At 63.7% G+C, this 24,984-nt stretch carries 34 protein-coding genes and 1 pseudogene; 12 read left to right on the forward strand and 23 right to left on the reverse strand.

All coding sequences use genetic code 11. From position 1 onward, the window contains the following. Positions 1 to 58 precede the first annotated feature (58 nt). From H9L15_RS12775 to H9L15_RS12795, 7 genes are all read right to left on the reverse strand, one after another. Positions 59 to 727: a copper resistance protein B gene (locus tag H9L15_RS12775; protein ID WP_223276249.1), complete on the reverse strand. Its 669-nt coding sequence runs from the start codon at positions 725 to 727 to the stop codon at positions 59 to 61. Continuing rightward, on the reverse strand, positions 679 to 1,239 hold the full coding sequence (locus tag H9L15_RS17950; protein ID WP_223276250.1) for a hypothetical protein: 561 nt from the start codon (positions 1,237 to 1,239) through the stop codon (positions 679 to 681). Before H9L15_RS17950 ends, H9L15_RS12775 begins: the two co-directional genes overlap by 49 nt. Then, positions 1,236 to 1,577, reverse strand: a complete 342-nt coding sequence (locus tag H9L15_RS20745) for a multicopper oxidase domain-containing protein (RefSeq protein ID WP_455567139.1) — start codon at positions 1,575 to 1,577, stop codon at positions 1,236 to 1,238. Before H9L15_RS20745 ends, H9L15_RS17950 begins: the two co-directional genes overlap by 4 nt. A gap of 82 nt (positions 1,578 to 1,659) precedes the next feature. Then, a complete protein-coding gene (locus tag H9L15_RS20750) occupies positions 1,660 to 1,788 on the reverse strand; it encodes a hypothetical protein (protein WP_455567140.1) in 129 nt (42 codons plus the stop codon). Further along, on the reverse strand, positions 1,785 to 2,921 hold the full coding sequence (locus tag H9L15_RS20755; protein WP_455567141.1) for a copper resistance system multicopper oxidase: 1,137 nt from the start codon (positions 2,919 to 2,921) through the stop codon (positions 1,785 to 1,787). Before H9L15_RS20755 ends, H9L15_RS20750 begins: the two co-directional genes overlap by 4 nt. Before the next feature lie 168 nt (positions 2,922 to 3,089). Continuing rightward, positions 3,090 to 3,350: a hypothetical protein gene (locus H9L15_RS12790; RefSeq protein ID WP_187714332.1), complete on the reverse strand. Its 261-nt coding sequence runs from the start codon at positions 3,348 to 3,350 to the stop codon at positions 3,090 to 3,092. Between the two features lie 43 nt (positions 3,351 to 3,393). Next, positions 3,394 to 3,750, reverse strand: coding sequence for a hypothetical protein (locus tag H9L15_RS12795; protein ID WP_187714333.1), 357 nt, complete (start codon positions 3,748 to 3,750; stop codon positions 3,394 to 3,396). A gap of 129 nt (positions 3,751 to 3,879) precedes the next feature. On the opposite strand from H9L15_RS12795, the gene H9L15_RS12800 reads away from it, so the two are divergent. Genes H9L15_RS12800 through H9L15_RS12820 form a run of 5 tightly spaced genes read left to right on the forward strand, consistent with a single transcriptional unit; the run spans position 3,880 to position 7,209 of the window. After that, positions 3,880 to 4,788: a hypothetical protein gene (locus H9L15_RS12800; RefSeq protein WP_187714334.1), complete on the forward strand. Its 909-nt coding sequence runs from the start codon at positions 3,880 to 3,882 to the stop codon at positions 4,786 to 4,788. A 22-nt stretch (positions 4,789 to 4,810) separates the two neighbouring features. Continuing rightward, positions 4,811 to 5,119 (forward strand): hypothetical protein, encoded by a 309-nt coding sequence (locus H9L15_RS12805; RefSeq protein ID WP_187714335.1) that lies wholly within the window; start codon positions 4,811 to 4,813, stop codon positions 5,117 to 5,119. A gap of 20 nt (positions 5,120 to 5,139) precedes the next feature. Then, entirely contained in the window at positions 5,140 to 5,664 is a 525-nt protein-coding gene (locus H9L15_RS12810; protein WP_187714336.1) for a hypothetical protein, read from the forward strand. A gap of 53 nt (positions 5,665 to 5,717) precedes the next feature. Further along, entirely contained in the window at positions 5,718 to 6,500 is a 783-nt protein-coding gene (locus H9L15_RS12815) for a hypothetical protein (protein ID WP_187714337.1), read from the forward strand. Next, positions 6,484 to 7,209, forward strand: coding sequence for a metallophosphoesterase family protein (locus H9L15_RS12820; RefSeq protein ID WP_187714338.1), 726 nt, complete (start codon positions 6,484 to 6,486; stop codon positions 7,207 to 7,209). The genes H9L15_RS12815 and H9L15_RS12820 overlap by 17 nt, the downstream gene beginning before the upstream one ends. On the opposite strand, the gene H9L15_RS12825 is transcribed toward H9L15_RS12820, so the two are convergent. Genes H9L15_RS12825 through paaI form a run of 10 tightly spaced genes read right to left on the reverse strand, consistent with a single transcriptional unit; the run spans position 7,206 to position 16,343 of the window. Next, a complete protein-coding gene (locus tag H9L15_RS12825) occupies positions 7,206 to 8,258 on the reverse strand; it encodes an AI-2E family transporter (protein WP_187714339.1) in 1,053 nt (350 codons plus the stop codon). The genes H9L15_RS12820 and H9L15_RS12825 overlap by 4 nt on opposite strands. After that, the gene (locus H9L15_RS12830) at positions 8,258 to 9,460 is read right to left on the reverse strand and encodes a dihydrolipoamide acetyltransferase family protein (RefSeq protein ID WP_187714340.1); all 1,203 of its coding nucleotides are present in this window, start codon (positions 9,458 to 9,460) and stop codon (positions 8,258 to 8,260) included. The genes H9L15_RS12825 and H9L15_RS12830 overlap by 1 nt, the downstream gene beginning before the upstream one ends. A gap of 1 nt (position 9,461) precedes the next feature. Beyond that, positions 9,462 to 11,084 (reverse strand): transketolase C-terminal domain-containing protein, encoded by a 1,623-nt coding sequence (locus H9L15_RS12835; protein ID WP_262984812.1) that lies wholly within the window; start codon positions 11,082 to 11,084, stop codon positions 9,462 to 9,464. Then, on the reverse strand, positions 11,078 to 11,494 hold the full coding sequence (locus H9L15_RS17955) for a thiamine pyrophosphate-dependent enzyme (protein ID WP_223276252.1): 417 nt from the start codon (positions 11,492 to 11,494) through the stop codon (positions 11,078 to 11,080). Before H9L15_RS17955 ends, H9L15_RS12835 begins: the two co-directional genes overlap by 7 nt. A gap of 30 nt (positions 11,495 to 11,524) precedes the next feature. Continuing rightward, entirely contained in the window at positions 11,525 to 12,724 is a 1,200-nt protein-coding gene (locus H9L15_RS12840; RefSeq protein WP_187714341.1) for an amino acid aminotransferase, read from the reverse strand. 19 nt (positions 12,725 to 12,743) lie between these two features. Beyond that, entirely contained in the window at positions 12,744 to 13,817 is a 1,074-nt protein-coding gene (locus H9L15_RS12845; RefSeq protein ID WP_187714342.1) for a ferredoxin--NADP reductase, read from the reverse strand. Beyond that, positions 13,817 to 14,626, reverse strand: coding sequence for a 1,2-phenylacetyl-CoA epoxidase subunit PaaC (paaC, locus tag H9L15_RS12850; protein ID WP_187714343.1), 810 nt, complete (start codon positions 14,624 to 14,626; stop codon positions 13,817 to 13,819). The genes H9L15_RS12845 and paaC overlap by 1 nt, the downstream gene beginning before the upstream one ends. After that, complete coding sequence (paaB, locus tag H9L15_RS12855; protein ID WP_187715904.1) at positions 14,626 to 14,898, reverse strand: 1,2-phenylacetyl-CoA epoxidase subunit PaaB; 273 nt, start codon at positions 14,896 to 14,898, stop codon at positions 14,626 to 14,628. Before paaB ends, paaC begins: the two co-directional genes overlap by 1 nt. After that, a complete protein-coding gene (paaA, locus tag H9L15_RS12860; protein ID WP_223276253.1) occupies positions 14,899 to 15,885 on the reverse strand; it encodes a 1,2-phenylacetyl-CoA epoxidase subunit PaaA in 987 nt (328 codons plus the stop codon). It lies immediately after the preceding gene. Positions 15,886 to 15,917: 32 nt separating this feature from the next. Then, positions 15,918 to 16,343: a hydroxyphenylacetyl-CoA thioesterase PaaI gene (gene paaI / locus H9L15_RS12865; RefSeq protein WP_187714344.1), complete on the reverse strand. Its 426-nt coding sequence runs from the start codon at positions 16,341 to 16,343 to the stop codon at positions 15,918 to 15,920. Between the two features lie 70 nt (positions 16,344 to 16,413). On the opposite strand from paaI, the gene H9L15_RS19065 reads away from it, so the two are divergent. Then, positions 16,414 to 16,656, forward strand: coding sequence for an enoyl-CoA hydratase-related protein (locus H9L15_RS19065; RefSeq protein WP_262984813.1), 243 nt, complete (start codon positions 16,414 to 16,416; stop codon positions 16,654 to 16,656). Then, positions 16,653 to 17,198: an enoyl-CoA hydratase-related protein gene (locus tag H9L15_RS12870; protein ID WP_262984814.1), complete on the forward strand. Its 546-nt coding sequence runs from the start codon at positions 16,653 to 16,655 to the stop codon at positions 17,196 to 17,198. The genes H9L15_RS19065 and H9L15_RS12870 overlap by 4 nt, the downstream gene beginning before the upstream one ends. A gap of 2 nt (positions 17,199 to 17,200) precedes the next feature. Here H9L15_RS12870 and H9L15_RS12875 read toward each other — a convergent pair whose 3' ends face one another. Continuing rightward, positions 17,201 to 17,770, reverse strand: coding sequence for a L,D-transpeptidase family protein (locus H9L15_RS12875; protein ID WP_187714345.1), 570 nt, complete (start codon positions 17,768 to 17,770; stop codon positions 17,201 to 17,203). A gap of 499 nt (positions 17,771 to 18,269) precedes the next feature. On the opposite strand from H9L15_RS12875, the gene paaZ reads away from it, so the two are divergent. Beyond that, positions 18,270 to 20,288, forward strand: coding sequence for a phenylacetic acid degradation bifunctional protein PaaZ (gene paaZ, locus H9L15_RS12880; protein ID WP_187714346.1), 2,019 nt, complete (start codon positions 18,270 to 18,272; stop codon positions 20,286 to 20,288). On the opposite strand, the pseudogene H9L15_RS12885 reads toward paaZ, so the two are convergent. Then, positions 20,285 to 20,852, reverse strand: a pseudogene (locus H9L15_RS12885) (helix-turn-helix domain-containing protein). The gene paaZ and the pseudogene H9L15_RS12885 overlap by 4 nt on opposite strands. Positions 20,853 to 20,951: 99 nt before the next feature. On the opposite strand from H9L15_RS12885, the gene H9L15_RS12890 reads away from it, so the two are divergent. The 3 genes from H9L15_RS12890 (at position 20,952) to H9L15_RS17965 (ending at position 22,178) form a co-directional block, all read left to right on the forward strand. Then, positions 20,952 to 21,452, forward strand: a complete 501-nt coding sequence (locus tag H9L15_RS12890) for a DUF6456 domain-containing protein (protein WP_398286219.1) — start codon at positions 20,952 to 20,954, stop codon at positions 21,450 to 21,452. Between the two features lie 69 nt (positions 21,453 to 21,521). Next, positions 21,522 to 21,782 carry a glutathione S-transferase family protein gene (locus H9L15_RS17960; RefSeq protein ID WP_223276255.1) on the forward strand — a complete coding sequence of 87 codons (261 nt, stop codon included), beginning with the start codon at positions 21,522 to 21,524 and terminating at the stop codon, positions 21,780 to 21,782. Between the two features lie 36 nt (positions 21,783 to 21,818). Beyond that, entirely contained in the window at positions 21,819 to 22,178 is a 360-nt protein-coding gene (locus tag H9L15_RS17965; protein WP_223276256.1) for a glutathione S-transferase family protein, read from the forward strand. A gap of 35 nt (positions 22,179 to 22,213) precedes the next feature. Here the strand turns inward: H9L15_RS17965 and H9L15_RS12900 are convergent, their stop codons facing one another. From H9L15_RS12900 to rpsF, 4 genes are all read right to left on the reverse strand, one after another. Next, entirely contained in the window at positions 22,214 to 22,714 is a 501-nt protein-coding gene (locus H9L15_RS12900; protein WP_187714347.1) for a hypothetical protein, read from the reverse strand. A 198-nt stretch (positions 22,715 to 22,912) separates the two neighbouring features. Then, positions 22,913 to 23,560 (reverse strand): 50S ribosomal protein L9, encoded by a 648-nt coding sequence (rplI, locus tag H9L15_RS12905; RefSeq protein ID WP_187714348.1) that lies wholly within the window; start codon positions 23,558 to 23,560, stop codon positions 22,913 to 22,915. 12 nt (positions 23,561 to 23,572) lie between these two features. After that, complete coding sequence (rpsR, locus tag H9L15_RS12910) at positions 23,573 to 23,797, reverse strand: 30S ribosomal protein S18 (RefSeq protein ID WP_187714349.1); 225 nt, start codon at positions 23,795 to 23,797, stop codon at positions 23,573 to 23,575. A 3-nt stretch (positions 23,798 to 23,800) separates the two neighbouring features. Then, positions 23,801 to 24,235 (reverse strand): 30S ribosomal protein S6, encoded by a 435-nt coding sequence (rpsF, locus tag H9L15_RS12915; protein WP_187714350.1) that lies wholly within the window; start codon positions 24,233 to 24,235, stop codon positions 23,801 to 23,803. 197 nt (positions 24,236 to 24,432) lie between these two features. Between rpsF and H9L15_RS12920 the strand changes: the two genes are divergently transcribed. Beyond that, on the forward strand, positions 24,433 to 24,948 hold the full coding sequence (locus tag H9L15_RS12920; RefSeq protein WP_187715956.1) for a hypothetical protein: 516 nt from the start codon (positions 24,433 to 24,435) through the stop codon (positions 24,946 to 24,948). Positions 24,949 to 24,984: the final 36 nt, after the last annotated feature.

The raw sequence follows: 24,984 nt of genomic DNA on the forward strand, positions 1-24,984 counted from the left end.
AAGATTCCAAATGCGAACTTCAGTGCCGAATGCATCTCCAACCCCTCTCAATCGATCATCAGAACCAAGTCCGCAGGCCTACGACAAAGCTGAGACTGCTCGGATCGTCGCCATCGGCTCGAAGGAAGCGCCGGGTATCGCCGAAGGCATGTTCGTAGCTAAGACCCGCGTACGGCGCGAGATTGGGCGTGACCTGGTAGCGCAGCCGCAATCCCACCTCGGCCTTCGACAGCCCTGAACCGACGCGCTCTTGCGGGATATCCTGCAGAGACAGGTCGACCTCCGCACGTGGCTGAAGGATCAGATTTTGCGTAATGCGAACATCGTGCTCCGCTTCGGCCCGGGCCGTCACGTCTCCCTTATCGGAGAGGAAAGCCGCGGCATCCAACTCAATCCAGTACGGCAGCAAGCCCTGCACCCCGACCACCAGGCGGCCGCGGGTGTCCGGCTGTGCATCGAAGCGAACGCCGGTCTGGACGTCGAACCAGGGATCGACCGCATGGCTCCAGAGCGCCTGGAATTCCGCCTGCTCCGGCTTGCTACCGTAAGCGCCTTCGATCTCGGTCTTCAGCCACAGCTTGTCGATGTCGCCGCCGTACCAGCCTTCCGCATTCAGGAAGTAGCCGTCGCGACCGCTTCGAAAACGCGTTTCCAGCTGGTCGACCAGGATCTTCGACATCAGCATCTTGCCATGCTCGTTGAAGAGCACGGCGCGCCCATCCGCCATCGCGTCCTTGCCCAGGCGGTGTCCGCGGCGTTCTCGGGTCCCTGCAATGCTTCCGGAGGCGGCGGCCCGACCGGAACGTCAACCGCCGTCGCGCTCATGTCGTGGCCGGCATGCTCAGCAGAGGGCTCGTTCGGCATGACGTGCCCAGCGTGCGGGTCGGTGACCGGCATGTCGTGGCCCGCATGCGGGTCGGCCTGCGCTTTCGGCATATCCATCCTGGACGTGCCTGACATATCGTGCCCGGCATGGGGGTCCGCTGCTGGTTCCGCCGGAGGCTTCTTCGCCGTCGGCTTCTTCGCTGGCGGCTTCTTCGTTGGCGGCGCCTTCTTTGACGAAGGCTTCTTGGATGCCGGCTTCTTGGCGGTCGCCTTTTTGGGTGAAGGCGTTTTCGCCGCCGGCGTCTTGGCCGGTGCGGGCATCTTCATGCCGGGCATATCGTGGCCGGCATGCTGCGCCATGGCCGGTGAGGCCGTGAGTGCAGACGCAGCAAGGAGGAGGATCAGGCGCTTCATGACTCGCCTCCTTCCAGGGGGCGGACCTTCACGACGCGCATCATCCCAGCGTGCATGTGGTAGAGTAAATGGCAGTGGAACGCCCAGTCGCCCGGAGCGTCGGCGGTCATGTCGAGATCGACAAAACTGCCCGGAAGCACGCGGACGGTGTGCTTCATCGGCTGGTGCGAGCCATGGCCGTTCACGAGCTGCCAGAAGTGACCGTGGATGTGCATTGGATGGGTCATCATGGTGTCGTTGATGAGCCGCATCCGCACCCGTTCGTTCCGCGCCAGCCGGTACGGCTCCGGACGCTCGGACAATTGCTCGCCGTCCATCGACCACATGAAGCGCTCCATGTTGCCGGTGAGATGGATATCGATGCGCCGGGTCGGCCCCGCATGTCCTTGAATGGCTTGAGCGCAACCAGGTCGCGGTAATTCAGGACCTTGTGACCCACGTCGTCCAGCCCGATGCCGGGATGGCCCGTGCGGTCCGTTGGCATGGGGCGATCATGTCGACGCCGACGCCAACCGGAAAATCGACCTTCGACTTGTCGCGCATGTTCATTGCGCTGTGATCGGTCGGCGCAGGTGCCGGCGAGCCGGCGGCGGCGCTCGCTCCGTGACCTGTGTGATCCATCCCGGCATCGACGAACCGGCCGGGCCGTGGCTCATGCCCATATCCGCCATGCGCAAGACCGGCCTTTCGCGAAGTGCCGGAGCGGCGGCGCGCATGCCAGGGCGCGGAGCCAAAGTCGCGAGGCCTTGTCCTGAACGATCGATGGTCTCCGCGACGATCGTGTAGGCCTGGTCCTCAGGCTCGACGATGACGTCGTACGTCTCGGCATTGCCGATCTGGAATTCCTCGACCTCGACCGGACGCACATTGATTCCGTCGGCTTGAACGACGGTCATTCGCAGGCCGGGGATGCGGAAGTTGTAGATGGTCTGGGTCGCCGCATTGATGACCCGGAGGCGAACCCGCTCGCCCGCTCGAAACAGGCCGGTCCAGTTCTCTGCCGCCGAATGGCCGTTGATCAGGTAGGTGTAGGCCGCCGCCGTGACGTCCGCGATGTCGGTTGGGTCCATCCGCATCCGGGCGAACATCGCCCGCTCTTCCGGCGTCAGAGGATTGGCTCCCTTCAGCCGATCCTCCAGCGTCAGCTTCTGCCGATTGAAGAAGCCGCCCTCCTGCTTGAGGCGGGTGAAGATCATATGCGGGTGCAGGAAGCTCCAGTCCGAAAGAACGATCACATGTTCACGGTCGAAGCTGACTGGGTCGGACTCGGCCGGGTCGAAGATGATCGGACCGTAATGGCCGAGCTGTTCCTGGAGCCCGGAGTGGCTGTGATACCAGTAGGTCCCGGACTGAATGATCGGGAACTCGTACACGAACGTCGAATGGGCCTTGATTCCGGGAAAGCTGACGCCCGGAACGCCGTCCATCTGGAAGGGAACCAGCACCCCATGCCAGTGGATCGACGTGTCCTCGTCCAGCTCGTTCTTCACCGTGATCCGAACATTCTGTCCCTCGCGAAGTCGAACGAGCGGACCCGGAATCGTGCCGTTCATGGTGACGGCATGCGCGATCCGGCCATCGACATTGAACGCCGAGTTTCCGACCGTGATGGCAATGTCGTTTCCGCTAAGCGTGCTGGACCCCTTCGCGGCGGCCAGCCCGGGCTGACGCCCATCGCCCACCCGGGGTAAGCGCCAGCGAGACCGGCTGCTGCAGCGCTTCCCGCAAGGAAATTGCGTCGATCGAGCAAGATCATGAGTATCGCCTAACCAATGGAGTGCGGACGCCGGACGCCCGCGCGGTGTTCGGATGGCTGAAAGGCGCCGCCCCTCGGAGCGGCGCCTGCCAGATCAGTGCGAGTGGCCCTCGTGGGTGTCAGCGGACGCAGCCGGCGCTTCGGCCTTCTTGTCCATGCACTCCATCTTGCCGTCCTTGCCCTTCATCTTCTCGCAGCAATCCTTGCAGTCATGCTTGTCGTGCATGCCCTGCATCTTGCTGTGGTCCATGCCCTGGTGCTGGGCGTGGTTGGCGTGAGGATCAGCGACTGGCGCCGTCTGGGCGGCAGCCGGAACGGCGATGACGAGCGCGAGCGCTCCGATGAACGTCTTCATGTGAAAATCTCCAAACTGAACGTGAAAACTGAAATCTCAGTCTTCACGCCCGCCTTGGAGGAGGAGTCGCGATCTCAAGCTCGTTGTCGCTCACGGCCTTGGTCGCGATGACGAACCGCGGTGGCTCGGGCTTGAGTTCAGCATAGCCGACCTCGGAATACGCCGCCGGCAATGCGCTGCAGGAAGCACAATGCATGCTCATCTTGGCAGGAGCATCCGCCGGCTTCTGGTGGTCACCGCAATGGCCGTCAGTCGCAGCCACCGGTTCGCCAACCTGCGCGTTGGCAATGCCGCCCATGCCGAAGGGCATGAGGAACAAGCCGACGAGCGTCAGAAGCCTGAGAACGGCCGAAGTCATTGCGCCCACATAGGTCGCCGAACCTTTACGGGCAATGACCATCGGCTCGGCCCTTGACTCATGCACCCATTCCGTCCCCAATGGTCCGATCCGGAAGTCTTGGGTTACTCCGTGCGGCCTTGTACGAATTGGCGTCTCGCGAAAGCTGTTATCTCGGCGGCCTCGATTGCCGTGGTCACCGGATGCGCGACCGTCCCGCCGCCGCCCAACGCGGTCAGCGAATTCGCTCTCGACTCATCGACAAACTACATTGTTGAGGCTCAGGCGCGCGGCCGGTTGCTGCGGCTGAAGGTCGATCCGGGCGCTCCCTACTTCGTACTGCTCAATGACAAGGTCGCGAAGGAGCTTCGGCTGGTCAGCACCAAATCGGCGACCCTCGCCGTCGGGCCGCTCCGGCTGAAAGCCAACACGCGCAACGAGAAACTGACGATCCGCGGAGAGACATCCGCGAAGCCAGTGATGTGGGTGAAAGGCGAAGCGATTCCGGACGCAGACGGCGTTATCAATCCCGCCAATCTGCCGGGCAACGGCGTCACCCTGAAGCTTCGCGAAGCCGCGGCCGACGAACAGGTCATCCAGCTGCCGATGCGCTTCGACCGGCAGCGCGGGCTTTACTACGAATTCGACTATGGCGGGCAGCTCATCCTGACGCGGTTCACGCTCGAGGACCGGCTGACAACGACGACCGGCGCCGCGGCCTCCGTGATATCCAAGCGACGAAGCGGATTGTGGGAGGGCGGTCCCTTCGTTCACCAGGTCAGGTTCGGGGTACCGCGGCCGGTGCGAAGGATGGTGCTCGGCCAGACTCTCTCCGTGAAGGGCTTCCCGCTCAACGAGTTCGCCGTCCGCGTGATGGACGATCGCGGCTCCTATTTGCTCCCCGACAAGCAGGTCGCGAGTGAAGACGCCGATGCGGATGAAACGGAAGGCAGTGGCATTGTCGTCACCGGCAAGGGCAAGCGCAGCTACGGTGCAGCACATTTCTGGCTGATGGTCGGAAGCGATGCTTTGTCCCGCTGCAGCAGCCTCACCTATCAGGCCAGGCATTTGATTTTGCGCTGCTCAACGGCGCGAACCTAATTCAGGAAAGAAAGGCGATCTTATGAAGAGCCCAGTTCTGCTTGCCACGGCGGCCCTCGCGATGTCGCTTCCCACCGGTGCCCCGTCGGCCACCCCGCCCGCGCCGACCGCGCTGCAAGCCTTCGGTGTGTGTGCCACCAAGAACTACGAAGGTGCGGAGCTGTTGGCGACGCAGCCCGGATCGCCCGAAGAAGCCGAAGTCATCGCCGAATACGGAAGCCGGTCTTGCTCTCCTCCGACCAGCGAGGCCGGGATCCTCCGCGGTGCCGTCGCCGAGCAATTGTTCAAAACGGATTTCGGAACGATCGGCGGTCGCCCAAGCGCGACCTGATCGAAGTTTTCACCGTGGACATGAATGAGCTTGCCGCACTGGGAACCGACGCCAAAAGGCGGATCGATTACGTCGCATTCGGAACCTGCGTTGCGGCCTCCGACCCCGACAATGCTTCGGCGCTCCTCAAGACGGCGGCGGGAAGCGCGGAAGAGCGGCAGGTGATGGTCACCATGGTGCCGAAATATGCTGCCTGCGTTTCCGAGGGCGATACGTTCAACCTCTCGCGCGCGGACCTGCGCAGCGCGCTGGCCGAAGGCGCATACCGCCTGGCCCTGTCGCAATCCCTCAACCAGGAAGTGATCGTCACCGGCACTCGCGATCCGTCGAAAAGTGTGCAGTGCAAGCAGATCGAATCGCCGGGAACGCACCTTCGCAAGAGCGTCTGCATGACCGAGGCCAACTGGGCCGCTCGCGAGCGCGAGAATGAATTTCAGGCCAAGGAAGACCAGCGCCACTTCCGTGAATATCAGGAACGGCTCCAGACCTGCATCACCTATTCGCTCGGAGGTGACGGCAGCCGGCCTCCCTGCCGCATGAACTGACCTCGCCGGCGCAAGGAGGGAACCGCGTCCGCCGCCCTCCCGTTGGGCGGTGGATGATCCATCAACCGCTTACTCCGCCGGATGATTTCGAGGCGCCAGGCTCCAGCGAAGGCTTCTACGCCGAAGTCGTGCACCTGATGGCCGAGTCCGGCATTCCGTTCCTGCTGTCGGGCACCTACGCCCTCTCCTGCTACACGGGCATCATCCGGCCGACGAAAGACGTCGACGTTTTCGCCAAGGCGGGCGATGCGCTGCGGATGCTGAGCTTCTTCAAGGAGCGCGGTTTCGACGTGCAGATCGTAGACGACCGCTGGCTGGCGCGGGTCACGCGGGGCGAGCAATTCGTGGACATCATCACGAACATGCCGACGTCCGCGACGCACGTAACCGATGAATGGTTCAAGGAAGCCCCCGAGGCGGTCCTGTTCGAGACCAAGGTCCATCTGGTCCCGCCAACGCAGTTCGTCTGGTCGAAGATCTATGTCCAGGACCGCTACCGCTACGATGGCGCCGACGTCACGCACATGTTCCTCAAGAGGTCGGAGGACATCGACTGGCGCCAGCTCATTTCCAGCATGGAATTGCACTGGGAAGTGCTGCTGACCGCGGTCCTCAACTTCCGCTTCATCTACCCGAGCGAGCGGCACCTGATTCCGCGCTGGGTCATGGACGAACTCCTCGAACGGCTCGGCGCGCAGCTGGAGATGCCGTCGGCGGGAAAGCGCGTGTGCCGCGGCCGTATCTTCAGCCCCCGCGACTATCAGATCGACGTTGCGGAGTGGGGCTTCTCCGAAGCTGTCGGCAATCTTGAAGAGAATTATGCAACCCACGGATAAGGTTACCGTCGCCGCCATCGGCGACCTCCACGTCACCGAGCAAAATGTCGCGCCCTACCGCGAAATGTTCGCGGAGATCTCACGCGTGGCCGACGTGCTCGTGCTGTGCGGCGACCTCACCAATTTCGGGAAGACGAGCGAAGCCGAAATCCTCGCCGAGGACATCCGGACGTCCGCGATCCCGGTGATCGGCGTGCTCGGCAATCACGATTATGAATGCGGACAACCGGAAGTCGTCGCGAACATTCTGACCGCAGCAGGGATGACCGTGCTCGACGAGCAGGCGATCGAGATCAAGGGCGTCGGCTTCGCCGGAGTGAAGGGATTTCTCGGCGGGTTCGGCCGCGGCGAGCTTGCACCCTTCGGAGAGCCGATCATCAAGGCCTTCGTCGACGAGGCCCTGAACGAGGCGCGCAAGCTGGAGAATGGCTTACGGACGCTGCGCACCGAGCGAAGCTTGGCAGTGCTCCATTATTCTCCGATCGCCGAAACGCTCGAGGGAGAGCCGCTGGAGATTTTCCAATATCTGGGCTCGGCCCGGCTGGCCGATGCCATCGACCGCTTCGACCATGTGAAGGCCGTCGTCCATGGTCACGCGCATCATGGAACTTACGAAGGGCAAACGATGCGCGGCATCCCCGTTTACAACGTCGCCCAGTTCGTGGTTCGGGAACAGTTCAAGCGGCCGTACGCCTTGCTGGAAATCTAGCCCTTCGTCTCTCCGGGGATCGGTGTCGGAGTATGCAGCACCTCGATCACGTAGAGGCGCTTTACCAGCACGTAAGCGACAACCGTCAGCGGAGCGGCCAGGATGACGCCCAGCGTTCCGAACAAAATCCCGAATGCAATCAACGCGAAAAGCAGGATCACGCCTGGGAGGTCTACCGCATATTGCTGCACCAGCGGCGTCAGGATGTAGCCTTCGAATTGCTGCACGGCGAAATAGAGCAGCAGCACCCAAAGCGCCTGGTCGGGACCGACCGCCAGCGCCAGCAGGATGGCCGGGATCGTCGACAGGATCGGCCCGATGAAAGGAATGAATTCAAGAACGCCCGCCATCAGGCCGAGGACAAAGGCGGACGGCATGCCGAGCGCCCATAGGCCCAACCCCGTCAGCAGCCCGACGACGACCATCGCGATCAGCTGCCCTCGAAGCCACAGCCGCAACGCATTCTCCGACTCCGAGACAGCCTCCAGCGCGAGGCTGCGCTTTGCGGGTGGAATCAGCTTGACGGCGCCGGTCAGATAGAAGCGCGGTTGCGTGGCCAGGAACACGCCGGCGACGATGACGACGATCACGTCGGCGATGCCGCTTCCGATCGAGAGCACCGTTCCCGCGAACGCGGACAGGCTGCTGCCGCCCGGAGCCCTGATGCTTTGGGCGATGTGCTTGATCTGGTCGCCGAGTCCGAGGTCTCCCATGCGCGCTTCGAATGCGTGCCAGGCCACCGGGAGCGTCCGGCGGAGGATTTCGACCTGCTCGGCGACGTGCGACCCGAACAAGGCAATGAGGCCGACGGCAAGGCCCAGGATTGTCGTAATCGAGAGCGCCACCGCAATGCCGTTCCGGCACCCGATCGCTTTCTCGAGCCGATCGCCGAAAGCGCGGAACACGGTCGCGACTACGATGGCTCCGAAGAACATCAGCAGCAAAGTTCGAAGCTGCCATGCCAGGATGAAGAGCGCGCCGAGGCCGAGGACGATCAGGACCCGGCGAACGAATTGGCGGTCCCCGGACTCGTCCGCCTTCCGAGCCATCAGGCGGCCCGCCAGCTTTCGAGGATTTCGACGAACCGGCTTAGCCACGCATTGGTCTGGTGCCCATCGACGACGCGGTGGTCGATGGTCAGGGTGACATATGCCATCGGCCTCACCAGGATCGCATCCTGGCCATCGACCTCACGGACGATCACGCGCTTCTCAAGCTTTCCGATGCCCAGGATCGCCGCCTGCCCCTGATGAAGGATGATCGGCGCGGCGAGCAGCGAGCCGGAAACCCCGTGGTTGGAAATGGTGAAGCTGCCGCCCGAGACGTCGGACCGTTCGAGCTTCCCTTCGCGAGCGCGCCGCGTGAGGTCGTCGAGCCTGGCGCCGATCTGCTCGAGAGTGAGACTGCCCGCATCCTTCACAACGGGGACGACGAGGCCTTTCTCGCCCAGCGCAGTACCGACGCCCACGTCGATGGTCGGCGAGATCGCGATGCGGTCCTGCTCCCAACGACCGTTGATCGCCGGAGCGACCGCCATCGCTTCGGCAGCCGCCTTCACGATGTACGCGGTGTAGCTGAGCTTCTTGCCCTTGGCGGCCAGTGCAGACTTGTGCGCCGCGATAGCCGAAAAGTCGGCTTCGAAGACGGCGGTGACGTGCGGAGCCTCGCTGACCGCGCGGACCATGTTGTCGGCGATTGACCTGCGCATGCGGTCGTGCGGGATGTCCTGCGCGGAGAAATGCCGCGGCTGGGCGGTCGCGGGTTCGCCGACGCTGACGACGGTTGCGGAAGAGACGGCGCGATCCACGTCTTCCCGCGTCACCCGGCCGTTGCGTCCCGTTCCGGCAATCCGCGATGGGTCGATTCCATTCTGAAGACAGGCCCGCCGCACGGACGGGCTGAGGCGCGTCTCCATATGCCCCTGCAAAGGCAGGGGCCCAGTCGTACGCGGCGCGTCTTCGCTAACGGTAGCATCTTGCGTTTCGGGCTCAGTCTGAGCTCTCGCCTTCGCAGGAGCGTCCTCAACGCTGATCCGTCCGAGCAAGGCGCCCGGAACGGCTTCCGCGTCCGTATCGAGAACAATTTCGGTTAGAACCCCCGCCGCGGGCGCAGGCACTTCCTGCGTAACCTTGTCAGTCTCCAGCTCGACCAGCGGGTCGTTCTCGGCCACCGCATCGCCGATCTGCTTCAGCCAGGCGCGAACGACTGCCTTAGTGCCTTCCTGCTCATCGGGAACGCGGACCTCGATCACCTTAGAATCCCACCAGCCGGTCGATCTCGGCGCGGATGCGCTCGACGTTGGGAAGCGCCCATTCCATCAGCTTGGGATGATGCGGGCTCGGAATGTCGGGCATGGTCACCCGGGCGACCGGCGCATCGAGGTCGAGGAACGCCTCGTCCGCGACCACTGCCGCGATCTCTGCCCCGAACCCGCCGGTCCGCAAGTCTTCATGCACGATCAGGCAGCGGCGGGTGCGGCGAACACTTTCGAGCACCATTTCGCGATCCCACGGCATGAGTGTCCGCAGATCGATCACGTCGGCGCTGACACCTTCCGTCGCAGATTCGGAACGGGGCACCATCGCTCCCCACGTGACGATCGTGATCTGATCGCCCTCACGCGTTTTCTTCGCTCGGCCGAACTCGAGGACATATTCGTCGCCAGGCCAAGGGCGCCTTGCCCAGCTATCGTCCAGCATCGCGCGATGCTCGAAGAACAGCACCGGATCGTTCCCTCGCAAGCTTTCGCGCAACAGGCCTACTGCGTCCTCGGCATTGGACGGCACCGCCACCTTCCACCCGGGATTATGAACGAACTGCACCTCGTTAGTCTGGCTGTGCCAGGGATCGCCGCACTTGAAGAAACCGCCCGGAACGCGAAGGACCATCGGCGCGGCGAAGCGGTTGTGCGTCCGCCAGCGCATCGTGCCGCAATCGTTGATCTGCTCGGTCGCGGGCTCGGCGTATTTTCGGAACTGGATCTCGGGGACCGGCATCAGGCCGGCAAGTGCCATTCCGACCGCCCGGCCGACGATCCCCTCTTCGTTGAGCGACGTATCGAACACACGATCGCGGCCGAACTTCTCTTGCAGGCCGAGCGTCACGGCATGGACGCCGCCCTTTGGACCCACGTCCTCACCAAAGACGCAGACCCGCGGGTTGCTCGCCAGCTCCTGGTCGAGCACGCGGCGGATCGCGGTGACCATGTTGATTCGCTGGCCTTCGGGCGCCGGCACAGTCGTGGAGGGTGGCGCCTTGAAGCCAGTGCTCCAGAGGCCACCGACCTGCTGCATTTCGCCGTCGAAGAAGACGTGATCCGTCACCGTGTCGGGCGAGGACACACCCCGCGATTCCGCCTCGGCACGGGCAGCGCCAACTTCCCAGGCGACTTCGTTCTCGATCCGGTCCCAGTCGTCGTCGCCGATCTGCAGGTTGGCGCAATGAGCCTTGAGCTTGGGCAGCGGATCGCGTGACCATTCGGCTTCGATCTCCGACGCCGACTTGTAGCTTTGCGTGTCCTGGAAGCTGTGCCCCTCCAATCGAGGGACCGTCACACGAAGCAAGGCCGGAGCGCGACTGGCTCGAACGTGCTTCACCGCGTCCTTGACCAGCCTGGCGGCCTCGTCCGGATCCGTGCCGTCGCCATTGAAGATCGTCAGTCCGGAAAAGCTGGCGAGATTGGCGGCGATATCCTTGCCAGGTGTCTGATATTCCGAGGGGACCGAGATGCCGTAGCCATTATCCTCGACGTAGAACAACAACGGCAATTGTTGTGTCGTAGCAATTGTTAGCGACGACCAAAATCCACCAGTGGCGCAGCTTGCGTCTCCGCCGAGCACCACGGCGATGGCGTCCGCCGGGCCTTCCTTCAGCACTTTCGATTTGTAGTCGATCGCCTGGGCCCATCCGGCCGCCGGCGTATACTGGGCCCCACCCCGCCGCACATCGGAAGCGCGTGAGCGCCGCCCGGATTGGGATAGTTGAACACCACGCCGATATCGCGGCCATCGGAGTAGCCGCCCGCCAAGCCCATCCCCGACCCGAGCGCATCTGCCAGCGGCACGCCCAGCGCCAGCAACAGCGGCCGCGAACGATAATAGCCGCACGCAGCATCGCCATCCTTGAGCTGCAGACCGAGCAGCACCTGGGCAAGGTCATGCCCACGCGCCGAGAACTGGTAGAGGACCTTCTTGGCCGGGACGAGTTCCTGCTCCTCCAGACGGTCCATTTCGCGGCTGGTCAGGACAAGCCGTGCAACCTCGCGCCAATTCACATCTGCTGACACTCGGCCCGGATCCCGATCGGCCATGGCGAGCTACGCGTCCAGCGTCTCGACCACGGCGGTGATAAATCGATCGACCTGCTCGTCGCTCAGTCCCACCACGTTGAAGCGGCCGCTATCAGCCATGTAGATCGCGTGCTTCTCACGAAGGGCGAGCACCTGGTCCTTGGTCACCGGAAGCATGGAGAACATTCCGAACTGGTCGCCGATGTAGGCCAGGCGCGGGTCCGCGGCCGCGATGCGCTTGCGAACGGCATTGATGCGGTCCCGCATGGCGGCGAGCTCGTCGGGCCAGCGCGTCTTCAGTTCAGGCGTATCGAGAACGATGCGAACCGCGGCCGCTCCGTGATCGGGCGGCATCGACCACATTTCTCGCGCACGCTGAGACACATGAGCCATCGCCCGTGCCGTCGCCTCGGTCGAGCCGGTCTTGACGTACAGCGAACCGACACGATCCCGATAGACGCTGAAATTCTTGTCGCAACTATGAGCGGCAATCAGTTCGTCGCAGACGTCAAGCAAGCCATGGAAGCCGCGCGCATCCTGCTCCAGCCCGCGAGCGAAGCCTTGGTAGGCAATGTCGACGAAGGGCAGCAGGCGGCGATCGACGATGATGCGCGTAACTTCGTCCCACTGGTCGTCGGACAAGTCCGCGCCAGTCGGATTGTGACAGCACCCGTGAAGCAGGACGACGTCGCCCGGACGCGCATCGTTTAGGGCATCGACCATCGCCTCGAACCGGATACGGCAGCCGTCCCGGTCGTAATAAGGATATTCGACGATCTGCAGCCCGACCGCGCGAATGATCGGCGGATGGTTAGGCCAGGTCGGCGTGCCGACGATCACCCGGGCCTGCGGGTTGGCGGTCGCGATGAGCTCGAACCCGAGCCGCAGCGCTCCGCAGCCTCCCGGTGTCTGCAAGCCGGCGATGCGGTCATCGCCAGCATGCCTGCCAAGGGCGATCGGCCGCAGGAGCTCGGTATAGCGCTTGTCGCCGGCCATCCCGAGGTAGGACTTGGACTCCTGGGTATCGAGAAGGCTCTGCTCGGCGTCCTTGATCACCTTCAGGATCGGAGTGCGGCCCTCGCCGTCCCGGAAGACGCCGACACCGACGTCGATCTTCTCCGCTCTCGGATCGGCATTGCAGAGCGCGATCAGCTGGAGGAGGGAATCCGTCTCGACGGCCGGTAAATCGGCCAGTCCGCGAGCGCGAGTGTCGGTTTCGGTCAGCATGGAAATGCGCTTAGCGCGCCTAAGCGTCGTAATCCACTGCGACCCCGTCGCCGACGGGCACCGACTGGCATGTGAGGACGTAGCCGGATGCGATCTCTTCGTCCGTCAGGCCGTAGCGGGCAGCCATTTCGACTTTTCCGCTGGTCACTTTCGCCCGGCACGTGGCGCAAACGCCCGCCTTGCAGGCGAACGGCGCCGGAAGACCGGAAGCGCGAGTACTGTCGAGGATGTTGGCTTCGGTGAACGCAACCTTCCGGGTACGGCCGTCGAGCGTGACCGACATCGTCGTGCCGGCCGCCTGCGTCTGGAGCTGCGCCATCTCCGCGGCGAGCGCAGCGGACGGGCGATCGGCGGTGAAGCGCTCGATATGGATGCGCTCCTTGTCGATGTTGCGGTCGAGCAAAGCGCCTTCCGCCGCATCCATCATCGGTCCGGGGCCGCAGATGAACCAGGCGTCGACGCTTGCTGGATCGCCGACCAGCGAGGTGATCGCCTCATCGCAGCGCGCACGGTCGAGCATGCCGTTGAAGAGGTCGATGTCGCCCTCTTCCTCGGCGAGGAAATGATGAAGCGACAGGCGGCCGAGGTAGCGGTCCTTCAGCTCGGCCAGTTCTTCGAGGAAGATGATCGAGCTGCTGTCTCGATTACCGTAGAGAAGGGTGAACTGGCTCTCGGGCTCTTCCTTCAGCGTGGTCTTCAACAGCGAGAGCACCGGCGTGATGCCGGAGCCGCCAGCGATCCCGACGATGTGGCGCTTGGCGGTGGGCGCGAACTCGGTCGTGAAGCTGCCGTGCGGAGGCATGACTTCGACCGTGTCACCGGCCTTCAGATTGTCGCCCACCCAGTTGGAAAATAGGCCGCCCGCGATCCGCTTGACGGTGACCATCCAGTCCTGCTCGGCCGGCGCGGTGCAGAGCGAATAATTGCGGCGCACGTCCTCGCCGTCGATCTCCGCCTTTAGCGTCAGATGCTGCCCTGCCTTGAAAGCAAACGACTCGCGAAGCTCGGGCGGGATGACAAAGCGGATCGAATTGGCTTCTGCGGTCTCGGGGACAATCTCCGCGACCTCAAGCGTGTGGAAATGCTTGTCCATCACCACGTCGCGTCGGGGTAGGTGCGCGGCAGGAACTGCACCACCGCCAGCAGATGCCCAAGATGCTCGCTGTGATGGCCGCGCCGGCCGCCGAGGATCGGGCGCTGATCAGCCGGAACCTCCAACTTGGCTTCGGCAAGCACTGCAGCAATCGCCGACCGATATTCATCCTCGAACTCGCGCGGGTCCGGCGCGATGCCGCGATCGATCAGCGCCTGCAGCGTCTCGTCGACCTCGAACAGCTCCGGCACGAAGCGCCAGTTCCAGTCGAGCCCTTCCGCCATTCGCCGAGCGCTCTCCTCCGTGCCGTCGCCAAGGCGGATCACCCACTCAGCCGACAGTTCGCGGTGATACGCGACTTCCTTCACCGCCTTCGACGCGAATTCGACGAGGAAACGATCGCTTGACCGGGTCAGCCGATCGAACAGCATGTGCTGCCAGGTGGAGAACAGGAAATGCCGCGCCATCGTCCGCGCGAAGTCGCCGTTGGGCTGCTCGACCAGCCAGCAATTGCGGAAATCGAGCACGTCGCGATGGAACGCCAGCTTGTCCCCGTCGCCTGCCTCTTCGAGCAGATGCGTCGCCTGCCCGATCAGGTCGAGCGACAGGTTCGCAAGGCTGAGGTCGACCTCCAGCACCGGCCCGTGCCCGCACCATTCGCTCAGTCGCTGGCCGAGGATCAGCGAGTCATCGCCAAGGCGCAGCAGATAGTCGAACCGCACCGGGTCCGGCGCACCGGCGGACGGCGCGTCGAAGCTGCCCTTCCCGGTCGCTCCGGTCGGCAGGTCGATCGGCGGCAGCGAAGCCATCAGATGTGCTTCACCTCGTCCGGGATCTCGTAGAACGTCGGGTGCCGGTAAATCTTGTCGGCCGCCGGCTCGAACAGCTCACCCGCTTGCTCAGGGTCGGAGGCGGTGATCTCCGCCGAGGGCACGACCCAGATGCTCACCCCTTCCATGCGCCGCGTGTAGGTGTCGCGCGCGTGGCGGAGCGCGAGCTCCGCGTCAGGAGCATGAACGCTTCCAAAGTGGCGATGCGAAAGACCGCCCTTGGTGCGGACGAAGACTTCCAGAGCGGCCAGTCATGGCTCACGCGGCCTTCCTCTCGCGGCGCTTCGCTTCATGCGCAGCGGCAGCGTCGCGGACCCAGGCGCCGTCTTCCCAGGCCTTGCGGCGGGCCTCCATGCGTTCCTTCGCGACAGGGCCTTCCCGCGGACGACCGAGTAGAATTCTTCCCAGTCGACGACGCCGAAGTCGTAGCCGCCCTTCTCCTCGTTCCACTCGAGAGCGGCATCCGGAACCTTGAGGCCCAGGAAGTCCGCTTGCGGGACGGTGATGTCGACGAACTTCTGGCGAAGCTCGTCATTAGTCTCGCGCTTGATCCGCCAGCGCATTGACTGCGCGGTGTTCGGGCTGTCCTCGTCCGGCGGACCGAACATCATTAGCGACGGCCACCACCAGCGGTTGAGCGCGTCCTGCGCCATCCGCTTTTGCTCAGGCGTGCCATTCGCCATGGCGATCATGATTTCGTAGCCCTGGCGCTGGTGGAAGCTCTCTTCCTTGCACACGCGGACCATCGCACGGGCATAGGGGCCGTAGCTCGTCCGCTGCAGCGGCACCTGGTTCATGATCGCCGCGCCGTCGACCAGCCAGCCGATCGCGCCGATGTCTGCCCAGGTCAGCGTCGGGTAATTGAAGATGGTCGAGTACTTGGCCTTGCCGCTGTGCAGCGCCTCGATCATCTCCTCGCGGCTCGTGCCGAGCGTCTCCGCCGCGCAATAGAGGTAAAGGCCGTGCCCCGCCTCGTCCTGCACCTTTGCGAGCAGGATCGCCTTGCGGCGCAGCGACGGCGCACGCGTGATCCAATTGCCTTCCGGAAGCATGCCGACGATCTCAGAGTGAGCATGCTGCGAAATCTGCCGCGTCAGCGTGCGGCGATAGGCCTCGGGCATCCAGTCCTTCGGCTCGATGAACTCGTCAGCCGCAACGCGCGCCTCGAATGCTTCGAGGAGCTTGGGGTCCTCAAGGTTCTGGATCTTCGCCGTCTTCGAAAGCTCGGTGGTATACATGGGCAGCGATGTAGCTCTGTCGGGCCTAACGTTCAAACCTCGACGATGGCGCCGCCGATCGTCCGAGAATATCCTGTGAACTCGGCGATCGGCCGACCGTCACTCGCCCGCACCGTGACACGAGTCACTCCGCTGCGCCCGACTCGGCTGATTTCCTCCGCTTCCGCGATCAGCGTTTCGCCCGCTTTCGCGGCATCGAGAAAGACGATGTTGGCCTGGGCGGCGACGGTTCGCTCATTGCCACCGTTGCAGACATAAGCGAACGCCGTGTCGGCAAGGCTGAAGACCATTCCGCCGTGCGCGATGCCGTGCCCGTTCAACATGTCGTCGCGCAAGGTCATCCGGAGACGAACGTAGCCCTCACGGGCCTCCTCGATTTCGATTCCCCAGGACGGCCCCGTCCCCTCGGCGGCCAGCATCTCATGCGCGACGCGGTTGGCGAGTTGATCGGCGTCCATCGGCTTTCACTATCGGCGCCAGCTTGTTTCGGCATCCCTTTTGTTCGTAGTCAGGGCCGGGGAGAGTCGGATGGCCGAATATGAAACGATCCTGTTGGAGACCGACGGGCCCGTCGCCCGCATCACGCTGAACCGGCCTGACCGGCTGAACAGCTTCACAGCCGCCATGCATGACGAGCTGAAGCACGCCATCGACGAAGCAGCGGGTTCTCGCGTGCTGGTCCTCACGGGCGCCGGCCGCGGCTTCTGTGCGGGCCAGGACCTAAACGATCGCCAGGTCTCTGTTGGGGGCATCCGGTCGATCTGGGCATGACCGTGGAGACCGGATGGAATCCCCTCGTCCGAAAGATCGCCGAGCTCAAGATCCCGGTGATTGCGCGCGTGAACGGCGTGGCCGCCGGCGCTGGAGCGAACGTCGCTCTTGCTTGCGACATGGTGGTTGCGGCGCGCTCGGCGAAATTCATCCAGAGTTTCGCCGCCATCGGCTTGATCCCCGATAGTGGAGGAACCTGGGTCCTGCCCCGCTTGATCGGCCAGGCCCGCGCGATGGGGCTCGCCCTGACGGGAGAGCCGATCAGCGCGGAGACGGCCGAAGACTGGGGAATGATCTGGAAATGCGTCGACGATGAAGAGTTGGACGTTGAGGTCGATGGCATCACCCGGAAGCTCGCGTCGCTCCCGCCCCTGGGACTCTGCGCGATCAAGCGGATGATCCGCGAAAGCTGGTCGCACACGCTCGAACAGGAACTCAACCGCCAGCGCGACCAGATGCGCCGACTGGGCTTCTCCGAGGACTATCGCGAAGGCGTCACCGCCTTCCTGGAAAAACGCCCGCCGAACTTCGCCGGGCGCTAGGCCTAGCCTTCGATAATCACTTCCGTGCCGAGCTTGGTGAAGCCGAACAGCTTCTCCGCAAACTTCATCGGCATGCGAACGCAGCCGTGGCTCGCCGGATACCCGGGGTTCACGCCGCCGTGGAGCGCAATGCCATATTCGTCGATGCGCTGCATGTAGGGCATGGACGCATTGTTATACTTCCTCGAGCGATAGTCCTTTCGCTTCTCGAGAATCTTCCAGAAGCCCAGCGGCGTCACCATTCCGGTCTTGGCGCTGGAGATCGAGGCCGCGCCAACAAGGACGTCGCCGCGATAGACGTATGCGGTCTGCACCAGCAGATCGATGACGATCTTCGGATTCCCCTCCGTCGGCACCGTCTCCGCCCAGACGAAATTGCCTGGCGTCAGGAAGGCCTTGCCGAACGTGTCGACCATGGCCTTGTGCGCCTTCTCCGCATTGCCCTGGGTCCAACGGTACGGAAGCGGCTGGGCGACCGGTTCGGCCACCTTCGGCGGCGGCGGCGGAGCCGTTTCGCAGCCCGCTAGCACCAGCGCAGTAACAACCACTAAACCCTTGATGAGTTTACGCATTTTTAACCCCAGCGTTGCTCTTGGCGGCAGGATTGTCGCATTTTTCCGCCGCGCACAAGCGCTCAGGATTCTCCACCCGGAACCGGCCATCTACTGCGCCGAAATGCAACGCTTAAGGTGACCAGGACGACTGCAGCAGCAACCGTATCGGCGACCCAGTCGAGGATGTCCGCATCGCGATGCAATGCGGGGATTGCCTGAACCAGTTCGATGAAGGCTCCGAACAGCGACAGCCAAACACACAGGGCCAGGATCTTCGTGCGCGGATACGCAAAGAAGGCGAGTACCCGAGGACGGCGAACGCCGACATATGCTGGACCTTGTCCGATGGCTCGCCGGGAAGCTGCGGCGGGATCGGAATGATCGCCATGACGAACGCGAACACAGTCGCGGCCCAGAATGTCATTCGGAGAATCGTGAGGCGCCGCTCTTGGGTCATCGGCGCTCCTATTGCGTCGCGAGACCGCTGCCCGCAATGACGCCGCGGCGAGGTGACCCGATGACCGTGCAATTGTTGAATTACGCTTTCGACCGTTGGACCCCTGGCGAAGGCAAGCTCGCGGAGCTCCAGAGCGCAATTGACGGTGCGCCGGTCGCGACGACGGGATCGGGCGGCATCGACTTCGGCGAAATGCTGAAGCACGCCAGGGATGTTGGCGGGCCGGCCTTGCGCAAGCTGACCTTCCACGAGCGGGCGCGAGTGCTGAAGGCGCTCGGCCAGGCGATCATGGCCCGCAAGGAAGAGCTGTACGAGCTCAACTACCTCACCGGCGCGACCCGCAAGGACGGGTGGATCGACATCGAAGGCGGCGCGGGCACGCTGTTTTCCTTTTCGTCCAAGGGCCGTCGCGAGCTTCCCGACGCGCATGTACTGATGGATGGCGCGGTCGAGCCCTTGTCCAAGTCGGGCAGCTTCGTCGGTCAGCACATCTACACGCCGCTGCAGGGCGCGGCGGTGCACATCAACGCCTTCAACTTCCCGGTCTGGGGAATGTTGGAGAAGCTCGCGCCCACTTTCCTCGCGGGCGTTCCCGCAATCGTGAAGCCGGCATCCTCGACTGCTTATCTCACCGAGGCGGCGGTCCGGATCATGACGGACTCCGGCGTTCTCCCAACGGGCGCGTTGCAGCTGATCGTGGGCGGGGTCGGCGACCTGTTCGATCATCTTACCGGACAGGACGTCGTCAGTTTCACCGGTTCCGCATCGACAGCACTGAAGCTCCGCACCCATCCGACCGTCATGCGCGAGTCGGTTCGCTTCATCGCCGAGCAGGACAGCCTCAACGCCTCGGTGCTTGGACCAGACGCGGCCCCTAGCACGCCGGAGTTCGATCTTTTCGTCCGCGAAGTCGCGATCGAAATGACGGTGAAAGCGGGTCAGAAGTGCACGGCCATCCGCCGCGCCATGGCGCCGGCTGCATACCTAGATGCGGTCCAGCAGGCGCTGGCCGAAAAGCTCGCATCGACGAAAGTTGGCGATCCGCGATCCGCGGACACGCGCATGGGCGCGCTCGTCAGCCTGTCGCAGCGTGACGATGTACGGCAGAAGATCGCGGAGCTTGAAGCAGCCGGCGCGAGGATCGTCGCGGGTAACCCGTCGGCCGATTCGGCAGTCGCAGGCGGAGCGTTCCTCCCGCCAGTTCTCCTGCGCACCGACGATCCGTGGTCGACGGTGGCCGTCCACGATGTCGAGCCGTTCGGTCCGGTTTCGACAATCATGCCCTACCGCGACCTAGACGATGCCATTGCGCTAGCAAACCGCGGCAAAGGCAGCCTGGCGCTATCGCTCTTCACCCATTCCGCCGACGCTGCGCGCGACTTCATCGGTGGTGCCGCGGCCTACCACGGGCGAATGCTTGTCATCGACCGCACCAACTCGAAGGAATCGACCGGGCACGGTTCTCCCCTGCCCGTCCTCGTCCACGGCGGCCCCGGACGCGCGGGCGGCGGCGAGGAAATGGGCGGCATTCGCGGCGTGAAGCACTACATGCAGCGCACCGCGATCCAGTCGTCCCCGACCATGATCGCCGCGATCACCGGACAATATGTGCCGGGCGCGCCGAAGCACCTTATCGACGTTCATCCCTTCCGGCGAACCATGTCCGAACTTGAGATCGGCGACACATGGAAGACCGAAAGCCGGACGGTCAGCATTGCCGACATCGAGCATTTCGCGGAATTCACCGGCGACAAATTCTATGCCCACATGGATGAGGAAGCGGCCAAGGCCTCACCGATCTTCGAAGGCCGCGTCGCTCACGGCTACCTGATCCTGAGCTTCGCGGCGGGCCTGTTCGTCGATCCGGATCCGGGTCCCGTGCTGGCCAACACAGGCCTTGAGAATCTCCGTTTCCTGATTCCGCTCTATCCGGGCGATTCCATGCGGGTCGAACTCAGTGTTCGGTCGAAGTCGCTGAAGAGCGAGGAAACCGGAGTGGTTCGCTGGGCGGTCGAAGTCTTCAACCAGAAGGACGAGTTGGTCGCCACTTACGACCTTCTCACCGAGAACGTGCCCTAAAGCGAACGCACCAGCTTCGTGGCGACGGCAATCCATGGCGGGTTGGCGACGATCTGCTGCCGCCCACCGGCTCCCGGCGGCAGAAGTTGCAGCCGTTCCGCATCGCGGTCGATGAGGCGGCCGAACAGGAAGCGACCGGCCGGTCTCGGCACCAGGACGTCCCGGTTGAGAGCGCCAGCGAATCCGTCGGCTTCGACGGTCTCGCACCAAATCTCGTCCCCGGCCCGGTAATCGCCCTTGCTTGCTGAGACGGTGATAGCGACCTGACCGCCCTTCGGCCGCGGAGGGACGACGACGCTCGTGCGCTTGGGGGCAGTTGCACCAAGAACGCCAAGCACCGCAACCACAGGCAGCTCAACCTTTTCGCCGCCACCGCCATCAACCAGATCCGCGGCGTCGACCCCAAGGGCCTCGGCGATCCGGTTCAGCCAGATGATCGAGACGGTCCGCATCCCCGTCTCCAACCGGCCGATGGTCTGCGGCGTGGTCGGGGATTACATGCCTTCGCCACGTCGTCGAGGGTCATCCCCGTGCTCTCCTGACTTCCCGAATTCGCGTGATCATTGCCGCCCCGCCGCTTCTTAACCTATACGGTTTTTCCTCTGTCCTACAGATTTTCCATTGTGGCAAGTCACCCAGCGAATCGTTTGAACGGGAGGTTGGATGACTCGGGATGGTAATGGACGCATCTTGGCAGAGCGCGCTATCGGCCCCAACAACGCGCCGAAGGCACGCTCATCAAAGGCACGAGCGGCCCGATCGGTTACCGTCAACCTCGCCGAATCTCCGCTCGGGTGGCTATTCTCGCGACAGTTGGTGACGCGCAGGCAGTTCGACGCGGGCGAGCAACTCCGCTCGGACTGGGAGCGAGCGCAGCTCGCGCCCCGGATCACCATGGCTTGGGATGCGGCACCGGTATCCGGGCGTCGCGGCGGGTCAGGCTCCGACGTCGACCTCGGCGGAGCGCAGATCGACGCCAAGCGCCGCTTCCAGTCCGCCATCGATGCTGCTGGCCCCGGCCTGTCCGACATTCTCTGGCGGGTCGTATGTTCCGGCGAAGGTATGCGGGAGGCCGAAAGCGCGCTGGGCTGGCCGGCGCGCGCCGGGAAGCTCGTGCTGACCCTCGCGCTCGACCGCATCGCGGACTATTACCGCATCCGCTAAAATGCGCGGATGAGCGCCGTTACTGCGAACATTCGGACCATTCGAAGGAAGGCAGCGCAATGATTCTCTATGGCTCGACCCTTCGTTCGCAAGGTTGCGGCCTACATGCACGAGAAGGGCCTCGAATTTGAATTGAAGGGGACCGGCTTTCCTAACCATTCGCCGGAGTTCTGCGAGGCCAGCCCGTTCAAGAAGATGCCGGCCCTGCAAGACGGCGACTATTGCCTCGCGGATTCCAGTGCGATCATCCACTACCTGGAAGCGAAGCACCCGACACCGTCTCTGATCCCGGCCGACCCCAAGCTCGGGCAAGGTCGTCTGGTTCGATGAGTTTTCCGACACGATCATGGCCGCCTGCGGGCCAAGATGTTCTTCAACCGCATCGTCGGCCCGCGCTTCATTGGGATTCCGGGTGACCAGGACGCTGCCGACCTCGCGGAACGCAGCGAACTTCCGCCGATTCTCGATTACATCGAGCGCGTCGCGCCAGAGGGCGACGGCTACCTGGTCGGGGATTCGCTCACCGTCGCGGACATTTCCGTCGCGAGCCCGTTCGTGAACTTGCGGCACCTCAGGACCGAGCTTGATGAAAGCCGTTACCCGAAGACGATCGCCTATGTTCAGCGGATCCTGTCCCGCCCAGCTTTGCTCCGCTCGTGGAAAGCGAAACCGCCCTTCTCGAGCGTACGGCGGTTCCTGCCGAATAAGAAAACGCCGCGCCCGTAGTTGCGGGCGCGGCGCTTCCTTCAAGACCTCAAGCGTCAGATGTTGCCGCTCGAACCTTCGATGTCGCTTTCGCTGTCCTGCGAGCGCTCCGAGTTGCGTTCGATATCGCTCTGGTTCGACGCTCCGCGACCTTGCTCGGCAAAGCCCGATTCGGGACTTCCGCCTTGCTGCAGATATTCGCCGGAATCCTCGTTCTGGTTGCCGACAAAGCCGCCATCGGGGCTCTGGCCCGACTGTGACTGGGATCCGCCGAGATTCGACTGGTCGCTCTGGCTCAGCGTATCCGTGTCGCTCTGATTGGCCTGACCGGTCGAGCTCTGCCCGCCACTCTGGCCATATTCCTGGTCGCCCTGGTTGCCGAGACCCGGTTCCTGGGAACCGGAGCCGCCCTGCTGACCGGTCGACTGCGGGTTCTGGTTCTGCCCGAACTGCTGCTGGGACTGCTGTCCCTGCTCGTTCTGGTTCTGCTGGCCCAAAGGCTGCTGCTGTCCGCTGCCTTCGTTCTGGTCACGGGTCTGCTCGCGTTCGCCTTCCATGCTCACTCTCCTACTCGCATCGCCCCGCTTGCTCTCGAATGCATAACAGGGGGAGCGGGACAGCCGTTCCGCCAGCCCTGACCGGATTGCGACGAATGGAAAGCGCGAGTGCCCTTTTCTCGACGAACGGATTGAAACCGCAAAGAAAAAGGCCGCCGGATTGCTCCAGCGGCCCAAATTTCCGACGTCGAAAAGAGCTTACTGCTCGTCTTCGGCCGTCTCGGCAGCCTCAGCTTCAGCGGCCGGAGCTTCCTCGGCTTCAGCCTCAGCCTCGGCCGGAGCGGCTTCCGCCTCCTCCGTTGCCGGAGTTTCGGGAGCGAGGTCCTCCGCGGCCGGAGCAGCCTCGTCCTCGAACATCTGGGCAAGGACGTCGACGCCCTGCGCCTGCAGGTCCGCCTCTTCCGGCGAACGCGCGACGTTGACCTTCACGACGACCGAGACTTCCGGATGCAGCGCAACCTTCACCTCGTGAACGCCGATGGTCTTGATCGGACGATCGAGAACGATCTGGCTCTTGACGACCTTGGCACCGTCGGCGTCGAGCGCCTCGACGATGTCGCGGGCCGAAACCGAACCGTACAGCTGGCCCGTGTTCGAAGCCTGGCGGATCAGCTGAACCGTCTTGCCATCGACGCCCTTGGCCGACTTCTCAGCATCGGTGCGACGCTCGGCGTTGTCCGCCTCGATCTTCGCGCGATTAGCCTCGAAGACCTTGCGGTTCGACTCGTTGGCACGGAGCGCCTTCTTGTTCGGCAGCAGATAGTTGCGCGCGAAACCGTTCTTGACGGTGACGACGTCGCCAATGCTGCCGAGCTTTTCGACGCGTTCGAGCAGGATGACTTCCATGTCGTCCTCTCCTTACTTCACGACGTAGGGAAGCAGGCCGATGTGGCGGGCGCGCTTGATCGCCTTCGCCAGCTCACGCTGCTTCTTGGTGGACACCGCGGTGATGCGGCTCGGAACGATCTTGCCACGCTCGGACATGAAGCCCTGAAGCAGGCGGATGTCCTTGTAGTCGATCTTGGGGGCGTCCTTGCCGGAGAACGGGCAGCTCTTGCGGCGGCGGAAAAATGCACGTGCCATGGGTTAGGCCTCCATCTCTTCGCCACGCGGGGCGCGGTCGCCACGGTCGCGGCCGAAGCCGCCGCGGTCACCACGATCACCACGATCGTCGCGCGGGCCACGCTCACGGTCGCGTTCGCCACGGCGCATCATCGCGGACGGACCGCTCTCATGCTCGTCGACGCGAAGGGTGAGGAAACGGATGACGTCCTCGTTGATGTTCGTCTGGCGCTCAAGCTCGGCAATGGCCGGCGCCGGCGCATCGATGTCGAGCGCGACGTAATGGGCCTTGCGGTTCTTAGCGATGCGATAAGCAATGTTGCGGAGACCCCAGTTCTCCGTCCGGACGACCTTACCGCCATTGTCGGTAACGATCTTGGTAGCGTTTTCCGCAAGCGCATCGACCTGGGCCTGAGCCAGATCCTGACGCGCGAGGAAAACATGCTCGTAGAGCGGCATGTTTCAATGCACCTATGTTGGCCGATCGCTGACGTGCCCCAGTGGCACGCCCCTCCGGCTGTCTTCCAAAAAGCACAAGCGCGGAAGGTGACCCTCCGCGCCAGCGGTGGGGCCTATGACGGAACAGCCCCCAAAACGCAAGTCCGGAGCGGAGCCGCCGCCACTCTCGTTCGTTACCGTTCCGGAAGGAGCTCACTATGCGTAAACTTGCAATTGGCGGATCGCTCGCCGTGCTGGCCTTGGCAGGCTGCACCACGTCCGGCGTCGGCACGGGACAGTCGGCGGTCGGCAACGTCGGTGCGACATTCACTTACACTCAAACCGGTGCAACCCGAGGAACAATGGTCGCCAGCCTGACCAATGGGCAGGTGTTCCAGGGTCAATTCTTCCAGGTCACTCAGGAATCCCGGGTCACGGACTTCGGCTCGCTGTGGAATGGATGGGGTCCCGGCTGGGGTTGGGGTCGCGGCTGGGGCGGCCGTCGCTGGGTTACGGCTGGGGCGGATGGGGCCCTGGGGTCCGTCCGACGAAACGATCACCCACTACAGCGGCCAGATCCTCGCGAATTTGCAGGGCCGGGCGGGTTCATGCGATGCAACTTCTCTCTCGCCCGGCCGAGTTCCGGTATGGCCGGCGGCGGCGCAGGTCAGTGTCAGTTGCCGACGGGCGCAATCATCCATGCGCAGTTCCCAACGGCCTACGGCGCCTATTGATTGCGGCGAAGGGCTCCCGATTGCGCCGGGAGCCCT

The sequence above is a fragment of the Sphingomonas daechungensis genome, from assembly GCF_014489495.1.
GTDB classification, from domain to species: domain Bacteria; phylum Pseudomonadota; class Alphaproteobacteria; order Sphingomonadales; family Sphingomonadaceae; genus Sphingomicrobium; species Sphingomicrobium daechungense.